Origin of the sequence: Corynebacterium sp. 11A (genome assembly GCF_008930935.1) — a bacterium.
GTDB lineage: Bacteria > Actinomycetota > Actinomycetes > Mycobacteriales > Mycobacteriaceae > Corynebacterium > Corynebacterium megadyptis.
Window position 1 is genome coordinate 1 of sequence record NZ_PQMR01000011.1, and the last position, 25,235, is coordinate 25,235.

Genomic DNA, 25,235 nt, shown 5'->3' on the forward strand with positions numbered 1-25,235 from the left:
CAGCGAAGCCCTTGAGCGCGGCGTTGATGGTCTCGGAAGAGGTGCAGTTGATGGCCGGATAGGCGAAACCGCCCTCCTTAGCCTTAGTCAGCATCTCGTTATAGACCTCGGGGGTTGCAATTGGCATGAAGAAAATCCCTCCATAGAGTGTGGTTGGCGGCGCATCTTCTCAAGACGACCGCCGCAGCCCAACCTCGGAGGCAGCGAGGCTGCGGATGGCCGACCCGACATGTGCGCTTTGACTCTTATTATGCCAGCTTTAGCGCACTATCGCAGTACCTAACCCGCCCAACACCACGTGAAAAACCACACATTCGGGCATGAGCGGGAGTCTTTCTGGGCAAAGAATGTGTCTAAACAAAAATCCGGATGCCATCGTGTGGCTCCTTCCGAATGTATGACCGTGTGTTTGGCAGACAATGTCGCAGCTGTTTCCTCAATCATCACTACCACGGACCTCACCTTGGATCAGCTGCTCACCGAGCTCGAGCGCACGGTAACACAGGACGCGGAGGAGCAGGCGGGATCTTCGATATCGACCAGCTTTCGGCTTCAGCGGCCGCGCAGCTCGCTTATCTCTATGAGCTGCACGCCGCACTGCTGCATCAGCTGCGCGGGCCACAAGCCCCAGCGCCGCTGTTGAAGAAGACGCTGCACTCCTTGCCTCACGCTGGGAATGGATGAGGACGCCCACCACATGAAAACACGTTTCACCACGGGCCGCTAAGACGTCCCCGTGTCTGCCGCCGCTGCCGCCGCTAGAGTAAGAGGCTATGAAACTCGCTGTTATCTCGCCCTCTTTCGCTGCCGCCGGCGCTTTCCCTGAGGTCTATGCTCAAGCGCTTACACGCCTGCGGGAGCTCGGATTCGAGCCAGTGGAGTTTCCCAGCACCCGCACCGTCGGTGCCCCCGCCGAGGATCGTGCCCGCGATATCACCGCGGCCTTCGCCGACCCCACGGTCGCTGGGATACTCGCCGTCATTGGCGGCGACGATCAGCTCCAGGTGATCCCGCATCTGGATGATGAGGTGATTCGGCACAACCCCAAGCCCTTCCTCGGCTACTCCGATAACACCAACCTGCACAACCATCTCTGGCAACTGGGGATTCAGAGCTTCTATGGCGGTTCCACCCATGTGCACCTCGGGTCCGGGCCGTATATCGATCCCGAGCACCGCGTCTCCTTCCTCGCCGCTCTGCGCGATGGCGGCCACCTCGAGATCACCCCAGTGGACGCCTCGGAAGATGTTGGGGTGGACTGGACCCAGCCTGCGGCCTTGCGCAGCTTCGGTGAGCGCCGCCTGGCGCGCCCGTGGCAGTGGCGCGGGGCGCGCGATCGCGTCAGCGGTGCCACTTGGGGCGGCTGCATTGAGGTGATTGATCAGCTAGCCATGGCGGGGCGTATGCCGACGCTGGACAAGCTGCGGGGTCACATCATTCTGCTCGAAGCCTGCGAGCACCTCACCCCACCGGATCAGATCATGCGGTGGGTGCGCGCGCTCGGCGAGTGGGGGCTTTTCGACGTCGCCTCGGGGCTCATGGTCGCCTCCCCGCCGGTGAGCTCGCAGGAGGTTATTCCCTCAAAGATGCAGCAGGATGCTGCCTGGCAGGCCCAGTGCGATGTGATCTTCGAGCAGCTTGCGCACTATAACCCCGAGCTGCCTGCCGTGTTCGGGGTGCCTTTTGGGCATACGCGGCCGCAATGGATCCTCCCCTATGGCGGGCAGCTCACCCTCGACGCCGTACAACGTCGAGTCTTCGCCGACTACCAGGTGAACTATCCGCGGCGGCGATAGCCACACTAGGCGCTATTAAGGGCAGCCAGCCCACCAACAACCCCACATACAGCGCCGCGGCACCTCACAGGGGCAGTGGCGCGGTGCGCATTGAGGTGGCGGTGAAGCTCGGGGAATCCTTCGCCGTTGTATCGTGCACCACGCCCGCGGTAGAGGAATGCGCGGAGCGGGGAGTAGTGGGGCGCTTCTGTTCGGAGGAATACTCCCACTGGAGTTCAGTGGAGCTCATCTGCTCAGCCTTCTTCCATCACGTTGCGTTGGGTGAGGATCCACAGCAGCGGATCTACACAGCGGTAGGGGGCGATGCCTTTGCGGCTGAGGCGCTCACCCATCGGGGAATCGCCGAGCGAGTACACGGCACAATAGAAGTGCAGGCTGTCCGCATAGGCTGCTTCCACCTTGCTCAGCAATACCCCAGCGTTTATGTAGCTCAGCAGCGACTTCACTTCGAGGTTCAGTACCCGCTGGGTTTCTGGGTTGTCGTCCCCACCATTGTCGCGGCGGAAGGCCGCGCCACGGTTGCCCATGATGGCCGTCCATTCCCCTTCGGGCATGCGCTCCAGAATCTGCAGCGAGTCGAACTTAGACATCGCGGGCGCCAGCGTTGGCCGAGCGTCGCCCAAGATGCGCATGAGATTGGTGAACACATCCTCGGGGTTGCCTCCCAGCTCGTCTTGGCGCGGCACAGGGCCCTGAACAGAGCCCTGAACTGGGATCACCAGCAGCGGGTCAAAGAGCATGATCACCAAGTCGGCGTAGCGGAAGAAGCTCAGCGCGTCCCGATCCACGCTAGGGTTTTCCACATCCGCGCCGGCGACGTCGCAAAGCACCACATAATTGGGACGCTCAACGCCGTCCCTATCGAGCCACGTGCCGAGAGAGAAAATGACAGGATCCCGCTGATAGGCGTCCTCCTGGGTGCTGGTGGGGGGGTGGGCGCCATCTGCTTCATCTCCACGTAGAGCGGCTGCTCATAGTGCTTGGTGTAGCGCTCCTTCGTGGAGGCAGCCACCGGTTCCACCACCATGCCGATGGGATTTCTTGCTGGCCACCAGCTCCAGCTGCTTCACTACGACCTCCAGATAGAGGCTTTTTGCCAGTGGCGCCCCACCCACTCAACGCGTCTCAACATATAAGGGGTGAGGGTGAGGCTGCCGCGCTGCGATGCTCGCGCGTAGGGCTTGGGGAGACCTCGAGCTGCGAGGATACTGCGTGTGCGCTCGGTACCGCGGCTTTAACCGTTGAGGTCGAGCTCCTCGCCCACCTGGGTGCTCACGCGCGCGGCGGCTTCCATGAGCATCCAGCCGCTGAGCTGAACCGAGAGATCCCGCTCCGGGATGCCGGAACTGGTGAGCGCCCCGCCCACCTTGGCAGAGACCACACCGGCATTGCGTGGTAGCTGGGCGTCCTCGGTCCACTCCGCCGGGAACACCGGCAAGCCATCGATTTCGAGGCGATAACCCCAGGCGGCCTCGGCGGATGCCAAGACGAGCCGCGCAGCGATCTTCTTGGTGGAGGTATTGCGCCCGCCATCATTCGGTAGATTCACGGCCACCTCGGCGAGGTAGCGGGCAAGAATGCCTTTGAAGAGGCCGCCATCTCCACCGCGGTTCACCGTGGTGATCGCGCCGCGATCATTGGCCAGTTCTTTGGCCACGGCGTGCACGAGCTGCCGCACGCGGGCCACATAATCCATGATGTCCTCGGCGCGATCGGCGTCCTCGAGAGTTTCGATACGCGCATGCGGCTCCAGTCCCGCCTGGTTGCGCAATTGTTCGATAATGGCCATGCAGGCGCCCATGACCACGCCCTGGCAGTAAGGGTGAATGGGTTTGACGATCTCGGGGCCGTGCATGCGCATACGCACCCCATCCATGATCAAACCCTTTTCATTGAGCAGGTTGTCGAATACCCAATCCGTCATGGTGCGGGCTTCGTCCACGTAGCCGGTGCGGGCTAGCATGATCGCGGCGGGGCCGTTGGTGGGCACGTTGAAGAAGTTCTCCCCCTCCCGCCAGGGCAGCACGCCGAGACTAGGGTCCACATTGGCGCGCAGATTCTCTTCCAGCTCCGCCGCGTAGGCGGGCGCGGAGAGGGAATGCACTGTATCCATGCGGCGCAAGGCAAGGGCCAGCCACGCTTTATCGTCGTAGTACTTATTGCTGCTCAGCTTGTAGATATTGCGCACCCTGATGCCGCGCACCGTGTGCATGATGCGTTTCCGGCGGGGCCGAGTGGAGGTACGCAGCGCCGCATCAATCTGGCAGTCCAGATAGTGCGCCTGCCACCAGTAGTGCCAATGCAGCATGAGCTTTTCCTTCACGCCCCCAGGCCAGGCCACTTCGGCCAGGTTGGTGCGCGGCAACGCCCACAGCCCAGTGGCGTGACGATCCTCAATCGCTGCCTCGGCTAGGTCAGCGCGGTGAATCCACTTCTCGGGCACGGTAGTTGTCCTCATTCCATCAAGGTCACGAGCAGCGCCCGCCCACGGGGGCGGAAACTGGTGGATACGCCCCCGCCCCGTGCAGGGGCCACGGCGCAGCGTGTGCAAGCCACTGCCATGGCGCGGTGGCCTCAACTCACGTTCTACACTTTCTCTAGTTGAAACGGTAACAGAAACGACACATACCCGCCGTGGCCTGCGCTAACGCTATCGTTCGGGGCCAAAAGCTACGGATGAGTATGAGCCGCTGTGCGCAGCGCGGCTACCAGGAAAGGCGCAGATCGGCGTGTTGGCGAATCCAGGTATGCATGGCGATGCCGGCGGCTACTCCGGCGTTGATCGAGCGCGTCGACCCAAATTGGGCGATCGAGCAGGTCATGATCGCCCCCTCTTGAGCTTGGGGGCTGACCCCGGGGCCTTCCTGCCCGAAGAGCAATAAGCACCGCTCGGGCAGCTCGGCGGTTTCCAGCGGCACGGAGCCGGGCACATTATCGATGGCCACCACGCTGAGATCCTGCTCGTGGGCATAGGCTAAGACCTCAGCCACGCTGGAGTGATGGCGCAGGTGCTGGTAGCGGTCGGTCACCATGGCACCGCGGCGATTCCACCGCCGCCGACCCACGATGTGCACCGTGTCCACGGCGAAAGCATTGGCGGTGCGCACTACGGTGCCGATATTCGAATCATTCTCGAAGTTCTCGATTGCGATATGAAGCTGGTGCCGCCGGGAATCGATATCGGCGACGATGGCCTCCATTGTCCAATAACGATAGGCGTCCACCACATTGCGGCGATCCCCCTCCACCAGCAGCCGCGGATCGTAGCGGGAGTCCGTGGGCAGCGGTGTATCGGGATACTCCTCCTCCCACGGGCCAACCCCGCGGGGAGCCTCGAACCACTCGGTGGGCCCGCGCCCTGAGGAGCTCTCCGGCTCCGGTCTCTGCTGCTTAGGCAAGACCAAGATCCTCCAAACCCAGCAGGTAGCGGTAGTCGAGGCCTTCTGCGGCGATCACATCGGCGGCACCGGTCGCGCGATCAACCACCGTCGCCACTGCCACGACCTCTGCGCCGGCCTCACGCAGCGCCTGCACGGCGGTGAGCGGGGAATTGCCGGTGGTGGTGGTATCTTCCACTACCAGCACCTTCTTGCCCACCACATCAGGGCCCTCGATACGGCGCTGCATACCGTGCTTCTTTGCTTCCTTACGCACCACGAAGGAGTTGATCTCACGGCCTTCGGCGTGCATCACGGCGGTCGCCACCGGATCAGCGCCTAGGGTGAGCCCGCCGACGCTGACATAATCTAAGTCCTTGGTTTCTTCCCGCAGCAAGGCCCCAATCAGTCGGGAGGCCCGGTGGTGCAGCGTGGCGCGGCGCAGGTCCACGTAATAGTTGGCTTTCTTCCCGGAGGAGAGCGTGACCTCCCCGTGCACCACAGCCAGTTCTTTCACTAGCTCTGCCAGTTCTGCCTTTGCAGCCGCAACGTTCATTCTCGCGCTCTTTTCCTAGTTGTTGTTGGTGGTGTTCTTATCCGTGTCGCCGCCCTCATCCTCGGCCGCGGCACTATCTGCCTGCATGGGCTTCTCAGCCTCGTCCTGCGCCGCCGAGTCATTGAGACGCGCGGCGAATTCGGGAGTGAAGCTGGTGCCCAGCTCTGCGGAGATGTCATTAAAGATAGACGAGGACATTCCCGTATCGCGCAGCACCTTGGTGCCGTCGAAGCCCGCCTGCTCGCGGCTATCGCCGGACGCGATGGGGGCGATGTCATCGGTGCCCACACCGCGGGAGGTGACGACCCCGCGCGATACCTGCTGGGCGCGGCTCGGCAGCTCCACCGGCTCATCGGGGCGGGTGACCACGGCGGGGCGCGGGTCGGAGAATTCCTCCGGCACGCTCACTTCATCCAGCTCGATGGGCTCCACCATCGGCCGAGAGGGGTCGCGATCCTCCAGTTTCAGATCCAGCAGCGCGCCGCGACGGGGCGGCAGGGCGCGGGCGGCGTCGGCAAGCATAGAAAGCGGCTGGCACACCGCATCCCAATCCGGCGACTGCGAGTGGGGCTGGAATTGGGCGAGCACCCAGTTGCCCTCGCACCACACGGCATCAACGGCCGGCGGCAGAGCTTCGAGGGCGGCGTGCACGCGCTCATCGAGGAAGCGCTCGGCCACATCGACTTCACTGGCCACCACGCAAAGCTTGTGCAGCTCGCCGACAGGCAGCAAGTCCTCACCGGCGCCGGGCGCATCATCCACCTTGGCGCGGCGGGCATCGATCACAACATCAGAGGCCGAGCCGCGGCGCATCGCCATGACGCACACTCCACCGAGATCCACCAGGTGCATCTCGTGACCGCAGGCGGTACCGCTGACCACGTTGCGCGCCACCGCGCCCGTGGCGGCCGCGCCACGCGACCATTCATCGCTGAGGAACTCATCGCTTTTAGCGAATACGTAGTCATGCTCCTTGGCCCAGTCGCGCCGCTCACGGCGTGCGGAATTCATAAACCCTGGCAGGGAGAAACGTCGCTTCGATGCTGCGGCGGCCGGTGCTATATCGGCGCCATCGCGCTTCTCATGCTCATCGCGCCCCTCGGGAGCGTTGGTGGCCTCGCGCTCCTCGACGTCCTCAGACTCCGCGGGCTCGGCAGTGGGTACCCCCGGCCCTGGCTCTGCTTCCGAGTCTGGCTGCGGAGCCGGAAGATCGCATAGAGCGTCCTCGGCATCCACATCCACCTCGGTTTCTTCCTCGGCGTAGATGGCCGTGGTGCCGTCGGGGGCGGGAGCAGCAGTCTCGGCGGGCCCGGTCGGCTCGATTGGGCCTTCCTCCGCCGGCACCTGTGGCTCTGCGTGCTCGGCCGGCGCAGGCGGCGTGGAGTCATCGGCCGGCAGCGGCGCGGCGCCAGCGTCGTCCGCCACGGGACGCTCATGCGCATGCTCGTCCTCGACGGGACGGTCGGTGTCGCTGGTGTGGGACACCTCGCGCGGGGCGGTGCGGGTGCGGCGTTTGCGATCTACAACGAGCAGCCAGAGGCCGACAAGGAAGAGGAGCGCCGCAACGATAAAGATAACTACGTTCATCGCTCACCTAGCTTAATCTGTGCTGAGCGGCGGTGAAACTAATGTCGCACACACTCCGCCACACTGGTGACATCGCCACGCTCCACAGGATTGCTGGCATCGGCACACCACTGGGACCAGCCACCGGGGTAGAGCGCCGCGCCATCGAGCCCGGCGAGATGCATAGCAAAGATCGCTTGGGAGCTGTGTACACCCGAACCGGAGATCATGATGGTCTTCATACCCGGCGTGATTCCCGCCTTGTCAAAGATCTCGCGAATCTCCTCGGGGCTGCGATAACGATTGCCCTCGGTGAGGAAGTCGGTGACGGGAATGTTCACCGAGCCAGGGATGTGGCCGGCCTTGAGATCGAGGAATTCCTTGCGGCCCGCGAAGCGGTTGCGGGAGCGGCAGTCAATGAGCACAGCGTCACCGGTCGCGGCGGCGCGCTGCACGTCCTCATAGTCGGCGACGGCCAGATTGCCGAGGTGCGGACGAATATTGGAAAACATGGGCAGGTTACCCGGGCCGCCGATGATCTCGTGCCCGTCTGCTTCCCATGCGGCCATGCCGCCGTCGAGCACTCGCACATCCTGCACGCCCGCCCAGGTCAGCACCCACCAAGCACGGGCCGCGAAGAGCCCATTGCCTTCGTCGTAGACCACGACTTTTTGGTCAGTATTAATGCCCCACCGCACGAACCACCGAGCCAGCTGGGCGGCGTCAGGAAGCGGGTTGCGCCCCTCGGTACGGGAGGGAACACCGGCCAGCGCGTGCGCGGTATCGCAATAGAGGGAGGTGGGGATGTGCTCGGAATTGAATTTGTACAGGCCTTCGTTTTCGCCTGCTCGCCAGAAAGACGCAAGGAGGGTGGTCTTGCGGCCAAAGCGGATGCGGTCTGCCAACTCATCAGGGGTGATGGTGAGATTCATAGCTGCCAGCCTAAGCCACACCACGCCTTTATGCAGGTTGAGGCGGTTTTCATAAAGATCAACGGGCTTAAGTTCTGTACTTTTGCGGCTGTTAAAGATGTCCCCTCATATCCCCCAACAGGCGCTAATCATCAGACCTTCCCCCTATCAGGAGGGGAAATTAGCGCGCTATGGGGTACATTCCACGTCTAAAAAGTGTGAATGTGATTTGTTCTGGGATTCAAGATCACATTCCCTTGAGCGCGCCCGCAGGTTCCCGCGCTAGCCACGTGTCACGGCGATGCGATCCAGCTGTGCCTGCGCCAGAGTTTTGACGCTGTTGAGCTCGATACCGCGGGCCACCACAACCACATTCCCAGTGCGCCCCCGCACAACATAGGTGCGGTGTCCCTCTTCGGCCGTGGCACCATCAACCCACGTCACCGTGGAGTAGGCCTGCACATCCTCGGCCCCGCTCAACGTCACATCATCGATGGCGGCGTTCTCAAAGTGCTGCGTCACGGTATAGCCGACATCTACCTCACCCACGGGAAGTGTGGCGCTGTAGTCGAGGCAGCTCTCCTCGAGTGCACCGTGTTTGCCCAGAACCTCAGCGTCCGCGATCAGCACCGAATATGCCTCTATATCAGCGTTGTCCGTATAGTCCTCGGGCTTGGGCTGCCACATCACCACATTCGCGGCGTCGGGCTTATCGGCCACGAGCGCGGTAATGAAGCTCTCGCCTAACGCCACCTCGACGCATTCTACCGGCTCTGTGCGTAGTTGTTCTTCTTGGTACTTTTGGCTGCGCGCCAGCTCCGTGCGCTCCTCATCGCTGAGCGCGGCGTAGTCTTGCCCATAGTTGGTGTAGCGCAGATGCGGCAGCATCTCCCCTTCCTGCAGGGTGGCGGCAGCGATATCCACGGGTTCCGCCTGCTGCACTGCGCTTGTCGACGCCGCCTCCGCTGGCTTCTGTACTTCCTGCTCATCCGTCGAGCACGCTGCCACGCTCAGCAGCAGAGGCACTAGGGCAATGCCTGCGCACAGGTGGTGGACAGGGCCAGAGAAGATTCGGTGCATGCGCGCCATTCTATGCCACCGGCGGCCGCGGGTGCGCGCCAGCGCACACCCAGCCACCAGCCGGCGCGGGGGCAGCTGCCTCAGCCACAGCCCTTAGGAGCTCAACTCGAGGTTCTCGCCGCCCTCAGCGACATCCACGTGCACGGTGTTGCCATCGTGGATCTCCCCCGCCAACAGCTTGCGGGCGAGCTGGTCGCCGATGGATTTCTGGATGAGCCTGCGCAGCGGCCGGGCACCATAGGCAGGGTCGTAGCCACGATCGGCCAACCAGTGCTTGGCAGCATCGGAGACCTGCAGGGTGAGCTGTCGGGCGGCGAGCCGCTCAGCCAGCTGGTTCACCTGGATCTCCACGATGTGGGTCAGCTGCTCCTGGGTGAGACTATCGAAGATCACCACATCGTCGAGGCGGTTGACGAATTCCGGTTTGAAGGTGCGCTTGACGGCGTCCATCATTTGCTCATGGCTGCCACCAGCGCCCAAGTTCGAGGTCAGAATCAGCAGAGTGTTACGGAAGTCCACCGTGCGGCCCTGACCATCGGTGAGGCGACCGTCGTCAAGCACCTGGAGCAGAATGTCGAACACATCCGGGTGCGCCTTTTCTACCTCGTCGAAGAGAACGACGGTGTAGGGGCGGCGGCGCACAGCCTCGGTGAGCTGGCCGCCGGCATCGTAGCCGACGTATCCGGGAGGGGCACCCACCAGGCGAGCCACGGAGTGCTTCTCCCCATACTCGGACATATCGATGCGCACCATGGCGCGCTCATCGTCGAAGAGGAACTCGGCCAAGGCCTTCGCCAGCTCGGTCTTACCCACACCGGTGGGCCCGAGAAAGAGGAAGCTACCCGTGGGCCGGTTCGGATCGGCCACCCCGGCGCGGGCCCGGCGCGTGGCGTCGGAGACTGCCCGCACCGCGTCCAGCTGGCCGACCACTCGCTTGCCCAGCACATCTTCCATGTGCAGGAGCTTCTCGGTTTCGCCCTGCATCATCTTGCCGGCGGGAATACCCGTCCACGAGCTGACCACCTCGGCGATTACATCGGGAGTGACTTCCTCGGCCACCATGGCGTTGGTCTGGCCATCCTTCACCTGCGACTCGGCGGCGGCGACCTTCTTCTCCACCTCCGGGATCTTGCCGTAGCGCAGCTCGGCCACCTTGCCATAGTCGCCGTCTCGCTCCGCAATCTCGGACTCGGAGCGCAGCCGCTCGAGCTCTTCCTTGGCGTCGCGCATCTCATCGATCGCGCTCTTCTCATTGGACCACCGCGCCTTCAACTCGCCGAGCTTCTCTCGCTCATCGGCCAGCTCCTCGCGCAGCTTCGCGAGGCGCTGCTGCGAGGCCGCATCGCTTTCCTTCGCCAGTGCCATCTCTTCGATTTCTAGGCGCCGGACGATGCGCTCGAGCTCATCAATCTCCTGCGGGGAGGAGTCGATCTCCATGCGCAGCCGCGAGGCCGCCTCATCTACCAAGTCGATCGCCTTATCGGGTAGGAAGCGGTTGGTGATGTAGCGGTTGGACAACTCGGCGGCGGCCACCAAGGCGGAGTCCTGGATGCGCACACCATGGTGCACCTCATAGCGCTCCTTCAGCCCGCGCAGAATACCGACGGCATCATCCACCGACGGCTCACCCACATACACCTGCTGGAAGCGGCGCTCGAGCGCGGCATCCTTTTCGATGTACTTGCGGTACTCCTCCAAGGTGGTGGCACCAACGAGACGCAGCTCGCCACGCGCCAGCATGGGCTTAATCATGTTGCCGGCATCCATGGCGGAATCGCCCGTAGCGCCAGCGCCGACAATGGTGTGGAGCTCATCAATAAAGGTGACAATCTCGCCCTCGGCGCCCTTGATCTCATCAAGCACAGCCTTGAGCCGCTCCTCGAACTCGCCGCGATACTTCGCGCCGGCCACCATCGAGCCCAGATCGAGGCTGATGAGGGTCTTGCCGCGCAGCGACTCCGGCACATCGCCGGCCACGATGCGTCGAGCAAGCCCCTCCACAATGGCGGTTTTACCCACGCCGGGTTCACCGATGAGCACGGGGTTATTCTTCGTGCGCCGCGAAAGCACCTGCACCACACGGCGAATCTCGGCGTCACGGCCGATTACGGGATCAATCTTGCCCTCGCGCGCACGGGCCGTTAGGTCCGTGGAGTATTTTTCTAGCGCTTGGAACTGGCCCTCGGGATCCTCGGTGGTCACCTTATGCCCACCACGCACCGAAGGAAAGGCGTTTTTAATCACGTCATAGGTGGCGCCGGCGCCCTGCAAGAGCTGCGCGGCATCATCCTTGCCGCGAGCAATCGCAGCCAGCAGCACCTCGGTGGAGACAAACTCATCGCCCAACTCGCCGGCCAGTTCTTGGGCGGCGGTGAGGGCGTTGAGCCCATCGCGGTTAAATTGCGGATTCGCCATCCCCTGCCCCTCGGCGCTGGGATAGGACGTCACCAGATCCCGCGCCTTGGCAGTAATAGCCTTCGGATCGGCGCCCGATGCCTTCAGCACTGGGGAGGCAATGCCCTCCTCCTGTTCCAAGATGGCCACCAAGATGTGGGCGGGGCGGATATCGGGATTCCCCTCGGCGCTGGCGAGCTTCAGGGCTTCTTGTAGCGCCTCAGAGGTCTTTGTTGTGGGGTTAAACCCTGCCATGTTCGTTCTTTCCTCTCATTTATCAATGTCGTTATATCTCTCCCACGCGGCGGGAGCAGAGTAGGTGGAGTAGATAAGCACCATGCTCGATCGCCTCGTGGGGGATTCACTCTCTATAACGCACCAAAACTTGAGTCTGTTCCACTCAAGCAGAAATATTTTCAGAAAAAGTTGAGCACCCCAGCCTCAACTCTGGCTCCAGTTCCCAGCTCACTGCGAAATGGTGCAGAATAGGGCCATGGCCACAGAGGATCTGAGTGATATCGCAGAGCGCCTTGTCTCCCGTGCAGAGGCGTTTCGAACCACCACCTATGAACGACTCATAACCACGCTCCCCGATGTCGCCATCCTCTTCTCCGCTACACCGCAGCAACGCCACTACTTTCTCGTGCCTGTGCTCGAGCAGCTGCTGCGCAACACCCCCGCCAGCGGCGAGCTCAGCCCGCGCATGCAACGCATCATCGCCCAGCTCGGGCGCGATCACCGCAAATTTCGGGTGCCGGTGCACCGCCTTCCCGAGTTCGGCCGCATCATCAACCGCGGCATCCTCGAAAACTGCGCCGATATGTCCGTCGGCCATGTGCTCGGCGCCCAAGAAGCTGTCAGCAGAGCCTGCGACATCATGGCCTCGGCAATGATCGCAGAGGAACACCGTGGCATCCCTGCACTGTATCGGGCGGAGGTAGTCGAGGTGGAGCGCCGCACCAAGCGCGTCAGCGTGGTGCGCGTGGTCACCGACCGGCCCATCCCCTACCGCGCGGGACAGTTTGTGCCCTGCAATGCCAACCTCATCCCTGGCGAATGGCGCTTCCTCTCCCCCGCCAACCCCAGCAACGCCCAAGGCTTCATCGAGTTCCACGTGCGCATCAACCAGCGAGGACGATGCTCGCCCATGTTCGGCCTCGCCCGGCCCGGCGATGTGTGGTGGATCGGCAACCCCCTCGGCACTCTCGCCATCCCCGGTGACCGTGACGTGCTCATGCTCGCCCACACTCATGGCCTCGCATTGCTGCGCTCGATGATCTTCGATCTCGCTGAGCAGCAGATGCGCGTCCACGCCAACTCTGTACTCAGAGCAGGCGAGAGCACCGCCGCCACCACCGTGCACACCGCACCTAATGTGACGCTGTTCTATGGCGCCGAGTTCCCCGCCGAGCTCTACGATCTCTCCACACTCATGCAGCTGTCCGCCACCCAGCCATGGCTGCGGGTCTATCCCTGCGTGGACTCCCCCGACAACCCCTATTGGGCCCACGACACCACCCACTCCCAGCTACCAACGGGCCTGAATCTCAATATCGGCTCCCCCACCGAGGTGGCCATGCGCACCACTCCTCCCGTGCACGCTGGGTCGCACTCTGCGCTGAGCGCGTGGCGCAACCACGACATATTCATCCACGGTGGCGGCAACTTCATCCTCCCCGCACGCAGGCGGCTGCTCGACACCGGAATCGATCCCGCGCGGATTCACACCATCCCGCTCGGGTAGCACGGAGAGCGGACTTAGGCGGTGCTAGCTGTATTCCGCCTCGTTGAGCAGCACGGGAATAGAGCGTCGCGCCGCATTCAGCTGCTCGCGGTCGAGCTCCACGTACAGGATCTCCGGCTCATAGCCGGCCTCGGCGAGCACCTGCCCCGCCGGCCCCACCACGCGGGAATGCCCGATGCCGGTGGGGCCGTCATCCTCCCCAGCTTTCGCTGCTCCGCCAGGGCGCGCTTGGGCCGCAGCCAGAATGTAGCAGGTGGAATCCAAGGCGCGGGCAGTGGTGAGTGCGCGCCACTGTTCCCGCTTGCCCTCACCGTCCTGCCAGGAGGTGGGCACCACGATCACCTCGGCTCCTTTGTCCCGCGCGAGATCTTTAAACTGCTCGGGGAAACGCACATCGAAGCAGATGGCACAGCCCAGCGTCCACGACTCGCCGCTACTACTCGGCACATCCACCACCAGCAGCTCATGGCCGGCGCGGACGGTGTCTGATTCGCGGAATCCGAAGGCGTCATAGCAATGGATTTTTGTATAGCCGGCATGCAGCCCGCGCCCTGTCACCAGCGCCACATTATCTACGCGATTGACCTCTTTCCCGTCGCGCTCAATGGTGTCGGCAGTGCAGAACATGCCCACCACGATCACCACGTCGAGGTCGGTGGCTAACTCGGCGACTGCAGTGGCGAAGGGGCCATCGAGCGGCTCCGCCTTCTGATCCAGCCGACCTGTGCCAAAGGCCTGCGAGGTGGCCTCTGGGAACACGATCAGCTCCGCGCCCTGAGCGGCCGCCTCCCGGGCCTTCTCGAATACCTGCTCACGGTTGGCTTCTTTATCATCGCTACTCAGAATTTGCACTAGTGCTGCTTTCATAACACCAGCGTATGTGCATAACTCTGGGTTATCCACACAACGCGACGGCGCGCTCTCGTCTGGGTACTGCGGCTGGCGCATAGTGAGCGCCATGAATGAACTCAGCTTTAGCCCACACAGTGTCTCCCCGCTCTTTCGCGCCGCCACGGTGAGCGTGCGCCCACCTGAGCCAGCCATGCCGGCCTTCACCAGCCTCGCCCTCCGCGCCGCCAATGGCCACCTCACCCGCAGGCTGTCGCTTGTCGACGCCGCGCTCACCCAGCACACCCGCAGCGTCGAGGAGTTCGTCCACCGCTGTTTCACCTGCAATGAGCATCTCGCAGAGAACCTCACCCAGCGGATCGGAGGGGCGCTGCGATGACGCATCTGGTCACTCGCGGCCGACAACTTCCCCTTGATTCCGGGGAGATGGCCGAGATCGCTGAACGCTATGTGGCCCTCGCGGTGGAGGTGTCCCGACAGATCGACAGTAATATTCACCGCTGGCAACAGGCTGTGAGCGAAGGAGTACGCGGTGCAGCGTTCGATGCTGCCGCCCAGCATGAGGAGCAGGTGCAGGTCCCCGCGGCGCGCTCGGCTTCGCAGATGCAGCAGCTCGCTTCAGTGCTGGAGGCCGCGCTCCCTTTCCAGCGGCACCTCGAAACCCTCTGGGAGGGGCTTCGCGCCACCGCGCCCTTAGCTGCAGCCGCCGGCCTGCCGGCTCTGCAGCTGCACCAGCAGATGCGGATGTTTCTCCTCGCCACCGGCCGCGGGCTCGACGCGCTCTGTGGCGCCGAGATTGCCCGTGTCTGCGGCACGCAACTGCCGGCCCCGACCTCCCGATTGGCGGATTATGCGGAGCTTCCCGCCCGCGACATCGATGTGTTGCAGCGCGCCCAAGCACCGCAGGAGATTCAGCCCCTGCTGGCGGAGAACCCCGATGTCACCGTGCTGGAGGCATCGGATGGACGGCTCGTAGTGGCGGTGGGTGATATAGATTCGGCCGAGTCGATCACCACCGTGGTCGCCGGAGTGGGCTCCTCCGATATCTCCGGCTGGGGCACCTATCTTGAGCGCACCCGCTCGATCGCCAACGCCACCGGCGGCGCCGCGGTGATGTGGATGGGTTATAGCGCCCCCAGCAACCTCGGCCAAGCGCTCTCCCGTGACAGCGCCCTGCATGGCAGCGAGGAATTGCGCGCCTTCCAGCAATCGCTACGCGAGCGCCGCCACGCCATCGCCGCAGGGGAAGGCCCCAGCGAGGAGCGCGTGGCAGAGCCACGGCTGCTGACCCTCGGCCATTCCTATGGCTCTACCGTGGCCGGCATGGCCGCCCGCGAGGAGGGGCTGGCCACCGATGCGTTGGTGCTGCTCGGCTCGCCCGGGGTGGGCGCACGCCACCGCGAGGAGCTGGTCTTTGATACCGAGGCGACAGATGTAGTGGCCCTGACCGGCAGCGCGGACATCATCGCGCTCACACCCGATCCCCACTTCGGGGTGCACGGCCCAGATCCCAGCTCCTCCAGCTTCGGCGCGGAGGTGTGGCGCGGTACGCACACGCACACCAGCTACTGGGATGATCCCGAGCTCCTTGCTCGCCTGGGCAGACTCGCCCACCGCTAAACGCCACCGGCGCCGCGCTCCCAGCAGTACTGGGGCCACGGCGCCGGAATCATCACTCGGGAGTGTGTTTAGAACAGCCCAGTGGGCTTGGGGTCATAGGAGGTGAGCACGCACTTGGTCTCGGTGTAGTGATCGAGCATCATGGCGTGGTTCTCGCGGCCAATACCGGACTCCTTGAAACCACCGAAAGCAGCACCGGCTGGGTAGCTGTGATAGTGGTTCACCCACACGCGGCCGGCGTGAATGGCGCGGGAGGCGCGGTAGGCGGTGTTTTGATCGCGGGTCCACACACCGGCGCCGAGGCCGTAGTTGGTGTCATTGGCGATCTCGATGGCCTCATCAAAGTCCTTGAAGGTGGTGACCACCAACACGGGACCGAATACCTCCTCGCGGAAGATCTGCATCGAGTTTTCGCCCCGCATGATGGTGGGCTCCACATAGAAGCCGCCGTCGAGGCTGCCCTCGAGCTTGGCCACGTTGCCGCCGGTGAGCACCTCAGCACCCTCGGCTGGGCCGGAGGTAAGGTAGCCGGAAATCTTGTCCAGCTGCTCTTGCGAGGCCTGGGCACCCAGCATCACCTCGGAATCGAGGGGGTTGCCCACCTTGATCTTCTTGGTGCGTTCCACCACGCGGGCGATGAACTCATCTGCGATGTCCTCTTGGATGAGGGCGCGCGAGGGGCAGGTGCACACCTCGCCGGAGTTCAGAGCGAACATGACCACGCCCTCGACGCACTTGTCCAGGAACTCATCGTCCTTGCTCATGATGTCGCTGAAGAACACCGAAGGCGACTTGCCGCCCAGCTCTAAGGTCACCGGGATCACCTGATCGGCCACTGCCTTGTTGATCATCTTGCCCACCTCGGTGGAACCAGTGAAGGCCACCTTGGCGATACGACGGGAGGAGGTCAGCGCCGCGCCGGCCTCTTTGCCGAGGCCATTGACGATGTTCACCACACCCTTGGGCAGCAGATCGGCGATGAGCTCCATGAGATAGAGCACCGATACTGGGGTCTGCTCTGCGGGCTTGAGCACCACGCAGTTACCGGCGGCCAGCGCCGGGGCGAGCTTCCACGCAGCCATGAGGATGGGGAAGTTCCACGGAATGATCTGCCCGACCACGCCGAGTGGCTCCTTGAAGTGATAGGCCACGGTGTTGCGATCGATCTGGGAGGTATGACCTTCCAAGGTGCGGGTGACACCAGCAAAGTAGCGGAAATGGTCGGCGGCCAGCGGGATGTCGGCTGCCAGGGCCTCGCGCACCGGCTTACCATTCTCCCAGGTCTCGGCTACTGCGAGCTTTTCCACATTCTCTTCGATGCGCTCGGCGATCTTGTTCAGCACCATCGCGCGTTCCGCCGGGGCGGTGTGGCCCCACTCCTCCTTGGCGGCGTGCGCCGCGTCGAGGGCCAGATTGATGTCTTCCTCTTTGCCGCGAGCGAACTGACAGAACACCTCGCCGGTGACCGGCGTGATGTTGTCTAGGTACTCGCCGCTGGCCGGTGGGGTCCACTCGCCATTGATGAAGTTGTCATAACGCTCGCGGAAGGACACAATCGAGCCCTCGGAATTGGGATGCGCGTAGACAGTCATGCTGTGTTCTCCGTATCTCTCGTCGGACCATATCCATGGCACCGCGGGGTGGGGGCTTTCTGCACCACCACTACCCGTTGGTAGTGATGTGCCACACAGCCTACGCATATTCTTAATGTGGCGCACATGACCCACGACACACCAGCGCGAACGGTGCCGGTAACTCACTCAGACCGTTCGCGCAATGTCTCCAGCCACATCAGCCCTAGTAGCCGCGCTTAATCCACTCCTCCAAGTGGGGCGCCTCGCTACCAATGGTGGTGTGATCACCGTGGCCGGTGCGCACAATCGTCTCGGCAGGCAGCTCCAGCACGGAGGTACGCAGCGAGTGAATGATGGTGTCGAAGCTGCTGTAGCTACGGCCCGTGGCTCCCGGCCCGCCCTGGAAGAGGGTGTCGCCACTGAAGAGCTCTGCGGCCTCCGGCACGTAGAAGCAGCACGATCCCGGCGAATGGCCGGGGGTGTTCAACACGCTCATCTCCGCGCCGCCGACGTCGAAAAGCATGTCCTCGCGCAGCGCCTCGTGGGCGATATCAGGGTGAGTCTGCTGCCACAGCATCTCATCACCTGGATGCACATAGATCGGCGCATCTAGGCGGGTGGACAGCTCTGGAGCCACGGTGATGTGGTCATTGTGGGCGTGCGTGCACAGGATGCCGCGGACGCGACGGCTCGCAACGGCGTCGATAATCGGCTGGGCCTCGTGGGCGGCATCGATGATGTAGACCTCGGAGTCGTCACCGACGATCCAGATATTGTTGTCCACATCCCATTCGCCCCCATCGAGGGCAAAGGTGCCACTGGTTTCTACATGATCAACTCGGAACATCGCTAGATCACCACCACGCTACGCAGGACGTCGCCGGCCTTCATGGTGGCGAAGGCCTCTTCCACAGCTTCCAGCTCGATACGCTCGGACACAAACTTGTCCAGCGGGAAACGCCCCTGGAGGTGCAGGTCCACGAAAGCGGGGAAGTCACGCTCCGGCAAGCAATCGCCGTACCACGCCGGCTTCAGGCTGCCACCGCGGGAATAGAAGTCGATTGCCGGGATATCGATATGATCGCTCAGGTTCGGCACGCCCACCATCACCATGCGACCTGCATGATCGCGGGAATAGAAGGCCTGGCGCCAGGTGGGCATGATCCCCACGGCGTCGATGGTCACATCTGCGCCGAAACCATCGGTGATTTCGCGGACGCGCTCGATCACCTGCTCCTCCGATAGCTCGGAGGAGTTGATGGTGTGGGTAGCACCGAAGTCGGTGGCAGCATCCAGCTTTCGCTGGTCCACATCCACTGCGATCACAGTGCGGGCCTGGTTCACCACCGCCCCGGCGATGGCCGCCATACCCACGCCACCGCAGCCAAACACGGCCACGGACTCGCCGCGGGAGATATCAGCGGTATTGACCGCCGCCCCCAGTCCAGCCATCACGCCGCAGCCGAGCAACCCAGCTGCAGCCGGATCCTCTGCCGGATTCACCTTGGTGCACTGCTTTTCGTGCACCAGAGTTTTCTCCGCGAAGGCGCCGATACCCAGTGCGGGACTGAGTGCGGTGCCGTCCTCGAGAGTCATGGGCTGCGAAGCATTGTGGGTACTAAAGCAGTACTTGGGCTCGCCGCGCTTACAGGCTCGACACTCACCACACACGGCTCGCCAGTTGAGCACCACGAAGTCGCCCTCGGCAACGAAGGTGACATCCTCACCCACCTGGGAGACCACGCCGGCCGCCTCGTGGCCGAGCAAGAAGGGGTAGGCATCCTCGATGTCGCCATCACGATAGGCCAGATCGGTATGGCACACCCCGCAGGCCTTGATATCCACCACCACATCGGTGGGGCCAGGATCGGGAATAATTATCTGCGCCTTTTCTACGGGCGCGCCTTTTTCACGGGCGATGATTCCAGCAACGGTGGCTGTCATAAAAGTGCCACTCCTTAAGGGTTATAGAGAGGTCATTGTGCAACCCTCCAGCATACCCAGATTTTCAACCATTGCCGATAACGTTTTTCACTAGCGCTTCCCGTCCCCACTGCGCCCCGCATATCTCCGCATTTCTCGGCGCATGTCGGCGTCTGTCCGCGCTACCGGCTCCCCTGCCGCAGATACACCACCACCCACGAGCCCGGTCTGAGGCGTCGTGGGTGGCGGGAGGTTTTTAGTGCTGCGGGCGGCTGCGGGAGCGGCGCGGCTCCCACGCCACCACCGCGGTAGAACGGGGCACGTGCACGATCTCGCCGCGCTTGCGCCCAGCGTTGCGGCGCAGTTCATGCACTTCGCGCTCGAGCGCCGTGAGATCCTCGCTGAGCTCTTCATTTGCCTGGCGCAGGCGATCATTCTCATGGCTGAGTTCGATGATCGCCTTGATTCCGGCGAGATTCACGCCGTCTTCTTGGCTGAGCTTCTGAATTTTCCGGAGCAATTCGACGTCGCTGGGCGAATAGCGTCGCCCACCGCCGCGGGTGCGTTGCGGCGTCACCAACCCGATGCGGTCGTACGTGCGAAGCGTCTGGGCGTGCATGCCCGCTAGTTCCGCTGCCACGGAGATCACATAGACTTCCGTGTGTTCAGAGTGGTCATTCTGTTGAGTCATGACGCTAGGAAGACACCTCCTCACTCACATCCGGTGGTCGTTGGAACACCGCCGCGCGTCTGCGATGGCGCCCCCTTGGGTGGAGGCCTACCCAGCGCTGGCTGGGTGGGCTCCCGTGCTTAGTCCTGTCCGGCCCAATCCTTCCGCGGGTCAAAGCCGGAGTCTTTCTCGGCCTGGGCGTAGCTGCGCAGCGCCGAGGTAGCGCCGGCGTCGAGATGATCCGGAACCACCACCTCTACGGTGACCAGCAGATCGCCCTTGGTGCCATCACGCTTGGGCACTCCCCTGCCGCGTACCCGCAGGGTGCGGCCATTGGGGGTGTTTTCCCGTAAACGCACCGTGACGGGGCCGTCGAGAGTGGGCACTGTCACCGTGCTGTCCAAGACCGCTTCCGCGAAGGAGATCGGCACGGTCAGCTCGAGATCGTCGCCGGAGCGGGTGAATACCGGATCCGGGCGGACGTGAACGGTGACGAAGAGATCGCCCGAGGGCAATCCATTCGGCCCCGCCTCGCCCTGGCCGGCGAGGCGTACCCGCTGGCCGTCAATCACGCCCGCAGGCACCTTCACGGTGATCGAGCGGGTGCGGTTGACGGTGCCGGTGCCGCTACAGGCCGAGCAGGGGTCAGTGATCTTAGTACCGGAGCCATTGCAGTTGCTGCACGGCTTAGAGAAGCCGAAGGTACCCTTGCTCTCCGACTCATAGCCGGTGCCGTTGCACACCCCGCAGGTGGCGGGCTTCGCAGAGGCGGAGCCCGAGCCGTGACACTTATTGCAGGGGGCATCGCCGGTGAGCCGGAGCGGGATGGTGGTGCCCTTGGTGGCTTCGCGGAAATCCAGAGTGATCTGGGTTTCTACGTCCGATCCTCGCGTCGGCCGAGTTGCGTGGCGAGCACCACCGCCGCGGTTGAAAATGCCACCGAAGATATCCCCCAGACCGCCTTCACTAGAAAAGCCTCCACTGGGTCCGCCGCCCGTTTGCCCGAAGAGGTCCGAGATGTCGAAGTCCTCCGTCGACGTCGAGCGAAACCCGCCGGGAAATCCGGCGCCTCCTCTCTGGCCGAAACCGCGACCGAATCCGCCCATGCCCGAGGAGAGCATGGCCTTCATCTCGTCATATTCTTTACGCTTCTGCTCATCGCCGATGACGTCATACGCCTCGGCGACTTTCTTGAAGCGGGTTTCCGCCTGGGTGTCACCTGGGTGGGTGTCGGGGTGGTTGTCTCGTGCCAGTTTCCGGTAGGCGCGCTTGATGTCGGCCTGGGAAGCGGACGAGGAGACCCCGAGGTCCGCGTAATAGTCTTTTTCTGCCCATTCACGCTGTGCCATAAGACGTACAGTCCCCTCCTTCCGCTACACGATATCGTGGGCTTTTTATTCTTGATCCTCTACTGGGTCGTCGATGATCACCATAGCGGCGCGCACGACTGTGTCCTTGTACTGGTAGCCGGGGCGCACCACGGTGCCGAGAGCCTTCTCTTCTCCAGTCGAGGCATCTTGGATGGCCTCGTGGATCGAGGGGTTGAACTCATCGCCGGTCTCGCCGAAGCGCTTGAGCCCCACACCGCTGACCGTGCTGCGGAGCTTCTCCGCGAAGGGCTTCAGGGGCCCCTGCTCGAGATCGCCATGCTGTTCAGCCATGTCAAGATCATCGAGGATAGGAAGCAATTCCTTGAGCACCTTCACCGTGGCGGTGGAGATCACGCCCTCGCGTTCCCGCTCGGTGCGCCGACGATAGTTGGCGTACTCGGCAGACACGCGCTTGAGATCCTCGGTGAGTTCCGCGATCTGTGCCTCGGCGGGGTCCTCGGCCGCTGCCGCTTCCTCAGCCTCGGTGGCGTCGGCGTCGGCGAGCGCTGCCTCCTCATCGAGCAGTTCGTTGATCTCCTCGTCGAGGGGATCCACTACCTCCTCGGCGCCTGCTGCACTGGCCTCGGCATCGGCCGCCGCTTCAGCAGCGGCGGCTTCCGCCTCGTTCGGAGAGTAGTTGGCCTCATCCGTGGCGTCGGGATCGCCCGGGTTATCGGGCATCTCGCCTGGGTGGGTCACTTCTTCTCATCCTCCTCGTCGACAACCTCAGCGTCGACAACATTGTCATCAGCGGCCGGGTCGGCGCCCTCAGCCTGGGTAGCGCCCTGGGCAGCCTCGGCCTCGTAGAGGGCCTTGCCCATCTCCTGGGACTCCTTGGACAGGGTGTCCACGGCGTCCTTAATGGCATCGAGGTCATCGCCCTTCAGCGCCTCGTCCACGCCGTTGGCAGCGTCTTCGACCTTCTTCTTGATGTCCTCGGAGACCTTCTCGGAGTTCTCCTCGAGGAACTTGCGGGTCTGGTACGCCATGGACTCCGCAGAGTTGCGCACCTCCTGCTCCTCGCGGCGCTTCTTATCCTCTTCGGCGTGAGTCTCAGCATCCTTGACCATGCGGTCGATGTCTTCCTGAGACAGGCTGGAGCCGTCTTGGATCTTAATGGTGTTTTCCTTGCCGGTACCCTTGTCCTTTGCAGTCACGTGCACGATGCCGTTGGCATCGATGTCGAAGGTGACCTCGATCTGCGGCACGCCGCGCGGCGCTGGGGCAATGCCACCGAGCTCGAAGGAGCCGAGCAGCTTGTTGGCGGATGCCATCTCGCGCTCGCCCTGGAACACCTGGATCTGCACGGAGGGCTGGTTGTCCTCTGCGGTGGTGAAGGTCTCGGACTTCTTGGTCGGAATGGTGGTGTTGCGCTCGATGAGCTTGGTCATCACGCCACCCTTGGTCTCAATACCGAGGGAGAGCGGGGTGACGTCGAGCAGCAGCACGTCCTTGACCTCGCCGCGCAGCACGCCGGCCTGTAGAGCAGCACCCATGGCCACAACCTCGTCCGGGTTCACGCCCTTGTTCGGCTCCTTGCCGGAGAGTTCCTTGACCATCTCGGAGACGGCCGGCATACGGGTGGAGCCACCGACGAGCACCACGTGGTCGATATCGGACACGGAGATCTCTGCGTCCTTGACTACCTGGTTGAAGGGGGCCTTGGTGCGGTCCAGCAGATCCTGGGTGATGCGCTGGAACTCGGTGCGGGTGAGGGTCTCATCCAGGAAGAGCGGGTTCTTCTCGGAGTCCACGGTGATGTAGGGCAGGTTGATGGATGCCTGCTGCGAAGAAGACAGCTCAATCTTGGCCTTCTCGGCAGCCTCGCGCAGACGCTGCAGAGCCATCTTGTCCTTGGTCAGGTCAATACCGTGGGAGCTCTTGAACTTCTCAGCCAACCAGTCCACGATGCGCTGATCCCAGTCATCGCCGCCCAGCTCGTTGTCGCCAGCGGTGGCCATAACCTCGACCACGCCATCGCCGATCTCCAGCAGGGAGACGTCGAAGGTACCGCCACCGAGGTCGAAGACCAGAATGGTCTGCTCCTTGTCGCCCTTCTCTAGGCCGTAGGCCAGAGCGGCGGCGGTGGGCTCGTTCACGATACGCAGCACGTTCAGGCCTGCGATCTGACCGGCCTCCTTGGTGGCCTGGCGCTGTGCGTCCTCGAAGTAAGCGGGAACGGTGATCACGGCGTCGGTGACATCGTCACCTAGGTAAGACTCAGCGTCGCGCTTGAGCTTCATCAGCGTGCGAGCGGAGATTTCCTGCGGGGTGTACTTCTTGTCGTCGACCTCAACCGTCCAGTCGCTGCCCATGTGGCGCTTGACGGAGCGCACGGTGCGATCGACGTTGGTGACGGCCTGGTTCTTCGCGGACTGACCGACCAGAACCTCGCCGTTCTTTGCGAATGCAACCACCGAAGGGGTGGTCCGGGAGCCTTCGGAGTTAGCGATAACGGTTGCCTCGCCACCCTCAAGCACGGATACGACCGAGTTGGTGGTACCCAAGTCAATGCCTACTGCACGTCCCATAGTTGCGTTGTCCTCCTGTGTACGTTTGTACGTTTGTGCCCGCCCACTCGGACGGGCCTCATTTGTATTCATCGAGTTGAGCATTGCTCACTCAATGTCTGCGACTACGCTAACAAACTCTCGCCATAATCGCCAACCTTCTTGAGTGAAGCTAACTCAACTTTTCACCTCATACAACGGCACTTCCTACAAAGTTGTTCCCGATTCGCTCAACTTTTTTATTTTCCCAGCTCAAACGGGATAGCAAGAGACACGAACGGCGCCCGCGGAGTGCAACAATGTGCTGTCCGGGGCGCCGCCAGAACACGCTAGAGCGCGATAAAACGTAGTCATGCGCAACGGGCGCGCTCGTCTAGGCGCGCGGGTTTAGGAGGCAGCCACCAGTTCGGAGGCGCCCTGCGAGAGCAGCTCTCGGGCCACCGCAGCACCCAGCGCGCGGGCCTGCTCCTTGCTCTCGGCAGCACCTTTGGCACCATGCACCAGCTGGGCGCTGCCATCTAGCGCAAAGACACCGGCGGTGAGACTCAGCTGCCCCTCGCTGAGCTCGGCATGGGCAGCCACCGGCGCGGTACAGCCGGCTTCTAGGGTGGCCAGTACGGCACGCTCGGCGGCAGCGCAGACCTCGGCCGAGGTATCAGCCAGGGCCCGAATCGCCGTAACGGCGTGCGTGTCTTCGGCTCGGCATTCGATAGCGAGGGCGCCTTGGGCGGGAGCGGGCATCAGGCGGGTGGCGTCGAAAAGCTCCGTGGCGCGATCGAGCTGTCCGACGCGAGTAAGCCCCGCTGCAGCCAGCACCACGGCGTCAAGCTCTCCATGCAGCACCTTGCCCATGCGGGTGTCGATATTGCCGCGCAGGGGACGGATATCCAGATCGGGGCGCAACGCCCGCAGCTGGGCGATACGCCGCGGCGCGGAGGTGCCCACGGTAGCGTTCTCGGGGAGTTCATCGAGGGTGAGCCCGTCACGAGCGATGAGGGCCTCACGACGATCCTCCCGAGTCGGAGTGACGAGCACGAAACGATCATCGGGGGCGGTGGGAAGATCCTTGAAGGAGTGCACCGCCAGATCACATTCGCCGCGGGCCATGGCCTCGCGCAGCGCCTGGGTGAACACGCCGACGCCGATTCGCTCCACCGGCGACATGTTCTTATCACCCGGGGTGGTGATGATGGTTAATTCGGCATCGTAGCCGAGCTCGGCCAGTGCATCGCGCACATGGCCGGTTTGTGTAGTGGCAAGTTGAGATCCGCGAGTACCAATCCGAAACATGCCCA

At 63.1% G+C, this 25,235-nt stretch carries 23 protein-coding genes; 4 read left to right on the forward strand and 19 right to left on the reverse strand.

The window, feature by feature from the left end; genetic code table 11:
• A partial coding sequence (locus GBB18_RS08340) for a class II fructose-bisphosphate aldolase (RefSeq protein WP_192795986.1) occupies positions 1–127 on the reverse strand: 127 nt, incomplete at its 3' end.
• 646 nt (positions 128–773) lie between these two features.
• Between GBB18_RS08340 and GBB18_RS08345 the strand changes: the two genes are divergently transcribed.
• Positions 774–1,796: a S66 peptidase family protein gene (locus GBB18_RS08345; protein ID WP_151641369.1), complete on the forward strand. Its 1,023-nt coding sequence runs from the start codon at positions 774–776 to the stop codon at positions 1,794–1,796.
• 64 nt (positions 1,797–1,860) lie between these two features.
• Here GBB18_RS08345 and GBB18_RS10665 read toward each other — a convergent pair whose 3' ends face one another.
• The 9 genes from GBB18_RS10665 to clpB form a co-directional block, all read right to left on the reverse strand.
• Entirely contained in the window at positions 1,861–2,025 is a 165-nt protein-coding gene (locus tag GBB18_RS10665) for a hypothetical protein (RefSeq protein WP_192795987.1), read from the reverse strand.
• Between the two features lie 4 nt (positions 2,026–2,029).
• Complete coding sequence (locus GBB18_RS08350) at positions 2,030–2,629, reverse strand: hypothetical protein (protein WP_151641370.1); 600 nt, start codon at positions 2,627–2,629, stop codon at positions 2,030–2,032.
• 401 nt (positions 2,630–3,030) lie between these two features.
• Positions 3,031–4,239: a glycoside hydrolase family 76 protein gene (locus GBB18_RS08355; protein ID WP_151641371.1), complete on the reverse strand. Its 1,209-nt coding sequence runs from the start codon at positions 4,237–4,239 to the stop codon at positions 3,031–3,033.
• Between the two features lie 262 nt (positions 4,240–4,501).
• A complete protein-coding gene (locus GBB18_RS08360; protein WP_151641372.1) occupies positions 4,502–5,194 on the reverse strand; it encodes an RNA methyltransferase in 693 nt (230 codons plus the stop codon).
• A complete protein-coding gene (gene pyrE, locus GBB18_RS08365; RefSeq protein ID WP_151641373.1) occupies positions 5,187–5,729 on the reverse strand; it encodes an orotate phosphoribosyltransferase in 543 nt (180 codons plus the stop codon). The genes GBB18_RS08360 and pyrE overlap by 8 nt, the downstream gene beginning before the upstream one ends.
• A 15-nt stretch (positions 5,730–5,744) precedes the next feature.
• Positions 5,745–7,316, reverse strand: coding sequence for a hypothetical protein (locus tag GBB18_RS08370; RefSeq protein WP_151641374.1), 1,572 nt, complete (start codon positions 7,314–7,316; stop codon positions 5,745–5,747).
• Positions 7,317–7,354: 38 nt separating this feature from the next.
• Entirely contained in the window at positions 7,355–8,227 is an 873-nt protein-coding gene (locus GBB18_RS08375; RefSeq protein WP_151641375.1) for a sulfurtransferase, read from the reverse strand.
• Positions 8,228–8,488: 261 nt separating this feature from the next.
• Positions 8,489–9,286, reverse strand: a complete 798-nt coding sequence (locus GBB18_RS08380; RefSeq protein ID WP_151641376.1) for a hypothetical protein — start codon at positions 9,284–9,286, stop codon at positions 8,489–8,491.
• A gap of 93 nt (positions 9,287–9,379) precedes the next feature.
• Positions 9,380–11,935 carry an ATP-dependent chaperone ClpB gene (clpB, locus tag GBB18_RS08385; RefSeq protein WP_151641377.1) on the reverse strand — a complete coding sequence of 852 codons (2,556 nt, stop codon included), beginning with the start codon at positions 11,933–11,935 and terminating at the stop codon, positions 9,380–9,382.
• Positions 11,936–12,173: 238 nt separating this feature from the next.
• Between clpB and GBB18_RS08390 the strand changes: the two genes are divergently transcribed.
• Positions 12,174–13,424 (forward strand): FAD-binding oxidoreductase, encoded by a 1,251-nt coding sequence (locus tag GBB18_RS08390; protein ID WP_192795988.1) that lies wholly within the window; start codon positions 12,174–12,176, stop codon positions 13,422–13,424.
• Between the two features lie 24 nt (positions 13,425–13,448).
• On the opposite strand, the gene GBB18_RS08395 is transcribed toward GBB18_RS08390, so the two are convergent.
• Positions 13,449–14,291 carry a carbon-nitrogen hydrolase family protein gene (locus GBB18_RS08395; RefSeq protein ID WP_151641379.1) on the reverse strand — a complete coding sequence of 281 codons (843 nt, stop codon included), beginning with the start codon at positions 14,289–14,291 and terminating at the stop codon, positions 13,449–13,451.
• Positions 14,292–14,382: 91 nt separating this feature from the next.
• Here GBB18_RS08395 and GBB18_RS08400 point away from each other — a divergent pair, with 91 nt between their 5' ends.
• Both GBB18_RS08400 and GBB18_RS08405 read left to right on the forward strand, forming a co-directional pair.
• Positions 14,383–14,652: a hypothetical protein gene (locus tag GBB18_RS08400; protein ID WP_151641380.1), complete on the forward strand. Its 270-nt coding sequence runs from the start codon at positions 14,383–14,385 to the stop codon at positions 14,650–14,652.
• Complete coding sequence (locus GBB18_RS08405) at positions 14,649–15,893, forward strand: alpha/beta hydrolase (protein ID WP_151641381.1); 1,245 nt, start codon at positions 14,649–14,651, stop codon at positions 15,891–15,893. Before GBB18_RS08400 ends, GBB18_RS08405 begins: the two co-directional genes overlap by 4 nt.
• 68 nt (positions 15,894–15,961) lie before the next feature.
• On the opposite strand, the gene GBB18_RS08410 is transcribed toward GBB18_RS08405, so the two are convergent.
• The 8 genes from GBB18_RS08410 to hemC all read right to left on the reverse strand — a co-directional run bounded on the left by GBB18_RS08410 (position 15,962) and on the right by hemC (position 25,230).
• Positions 15,962–17,485, reverse strand: coding sequence for an aldehyde dehydrogenase family protein (locus GBB18_RS08410; RefSeq protein WP_151549571.1), 1,524 nt, complete (start codon positions 17,483–17,485; stop codon positions 15,962–15,964).
• Between the two features lie 205 nt (positions 17,486–17,690).
• Positions 17,691–18,314, reverse strand: a complete 624-nt coding sequence (locus GBB18_RS08415; RefSeq protein ID WP_151641382.1) for an MBL fold metallo-hydrolase — start codon at positions 18,312–18,314, stop codon at positions 17,691–17,693.
• A gap of 2 nt (positions 18,315–18,316) precedes the next feature.
• Positions 18,317–19,411 (reverse strand): S-(hydroxymethyl)mycothiol dehydrogenase, encoded by a 1,095-nt coding sequence (locus GBB18_RS08420; protein ID WP_151641383.1) that lies wholly within the window; start codon positions 19,409–19,411, stop codon positions 18,317–18,319.
• A 235-nt stretch (positions 19,412–19,646) separates the two neighbouring features.
• A complete protein-coding gene (locus GBB18_RS08425) occupies positions 19,647–20,081 on the reverse strand; it encodes a heat shock protein transcriptional repressor HspR (RefSeq protein WP_151641384.1) in 435 nt (144 codons plus the stop codon).
• A 119-nt stretch (positions 20,082–20,200) separates the two neighbouring features.
• Positions 20,201–21,409 (reverse strand): molecular chaperone DnaJ, encoded by a 1,209-nt coding sequence (gene dnaJ, locus GBB18_RS08430; protein ID WP_151529283.1) that lies wholly within the window; start codon positions 21,407–21,409, stop codon positions 20,201–20,203.
• 45 nt (positions 21,410–21,454) lie between these two features.
• Positions 21,455–22,129, reverse strand: coding sequence for a nucleotide exchange factor GrpE (grpE, locus tag GBB18_RS08435; protein ID WP_151641385.1), 675 nt, complete (start codon positions 22,127–22,129; stop codon positions 21,455–21,457).
• On the reverse strand, positions 22,126–23,961 hold the full coding sequence (gene dnaK / locus GBB18_RS08440) for a molecular chaperone DnaK (RefSeq protein ID WP_151549576.1): 1,836 nt from the start codon (positions 23,959–23,961) through the stop codon (positions 22,126–22,128). The genes grpE and dnaK overlap by 4 nt, the downstream gene beginning before the upstream one ends.
• Before the next feature lie 366 nt (positions 23,962–24,327).
• A complete protein-coding gene (hemC, locus tag GBB18_RS08445) occupies positions 24,328–25,230 on the reverse strand; it encodes a hydroxymethylbilane synthase (RefSeq protein ID WP_151641386.1) in 903 nt (300 codons plus the stop codon).
• Positions 25,231–25,235: the final 5 nt, after the last annotated feature.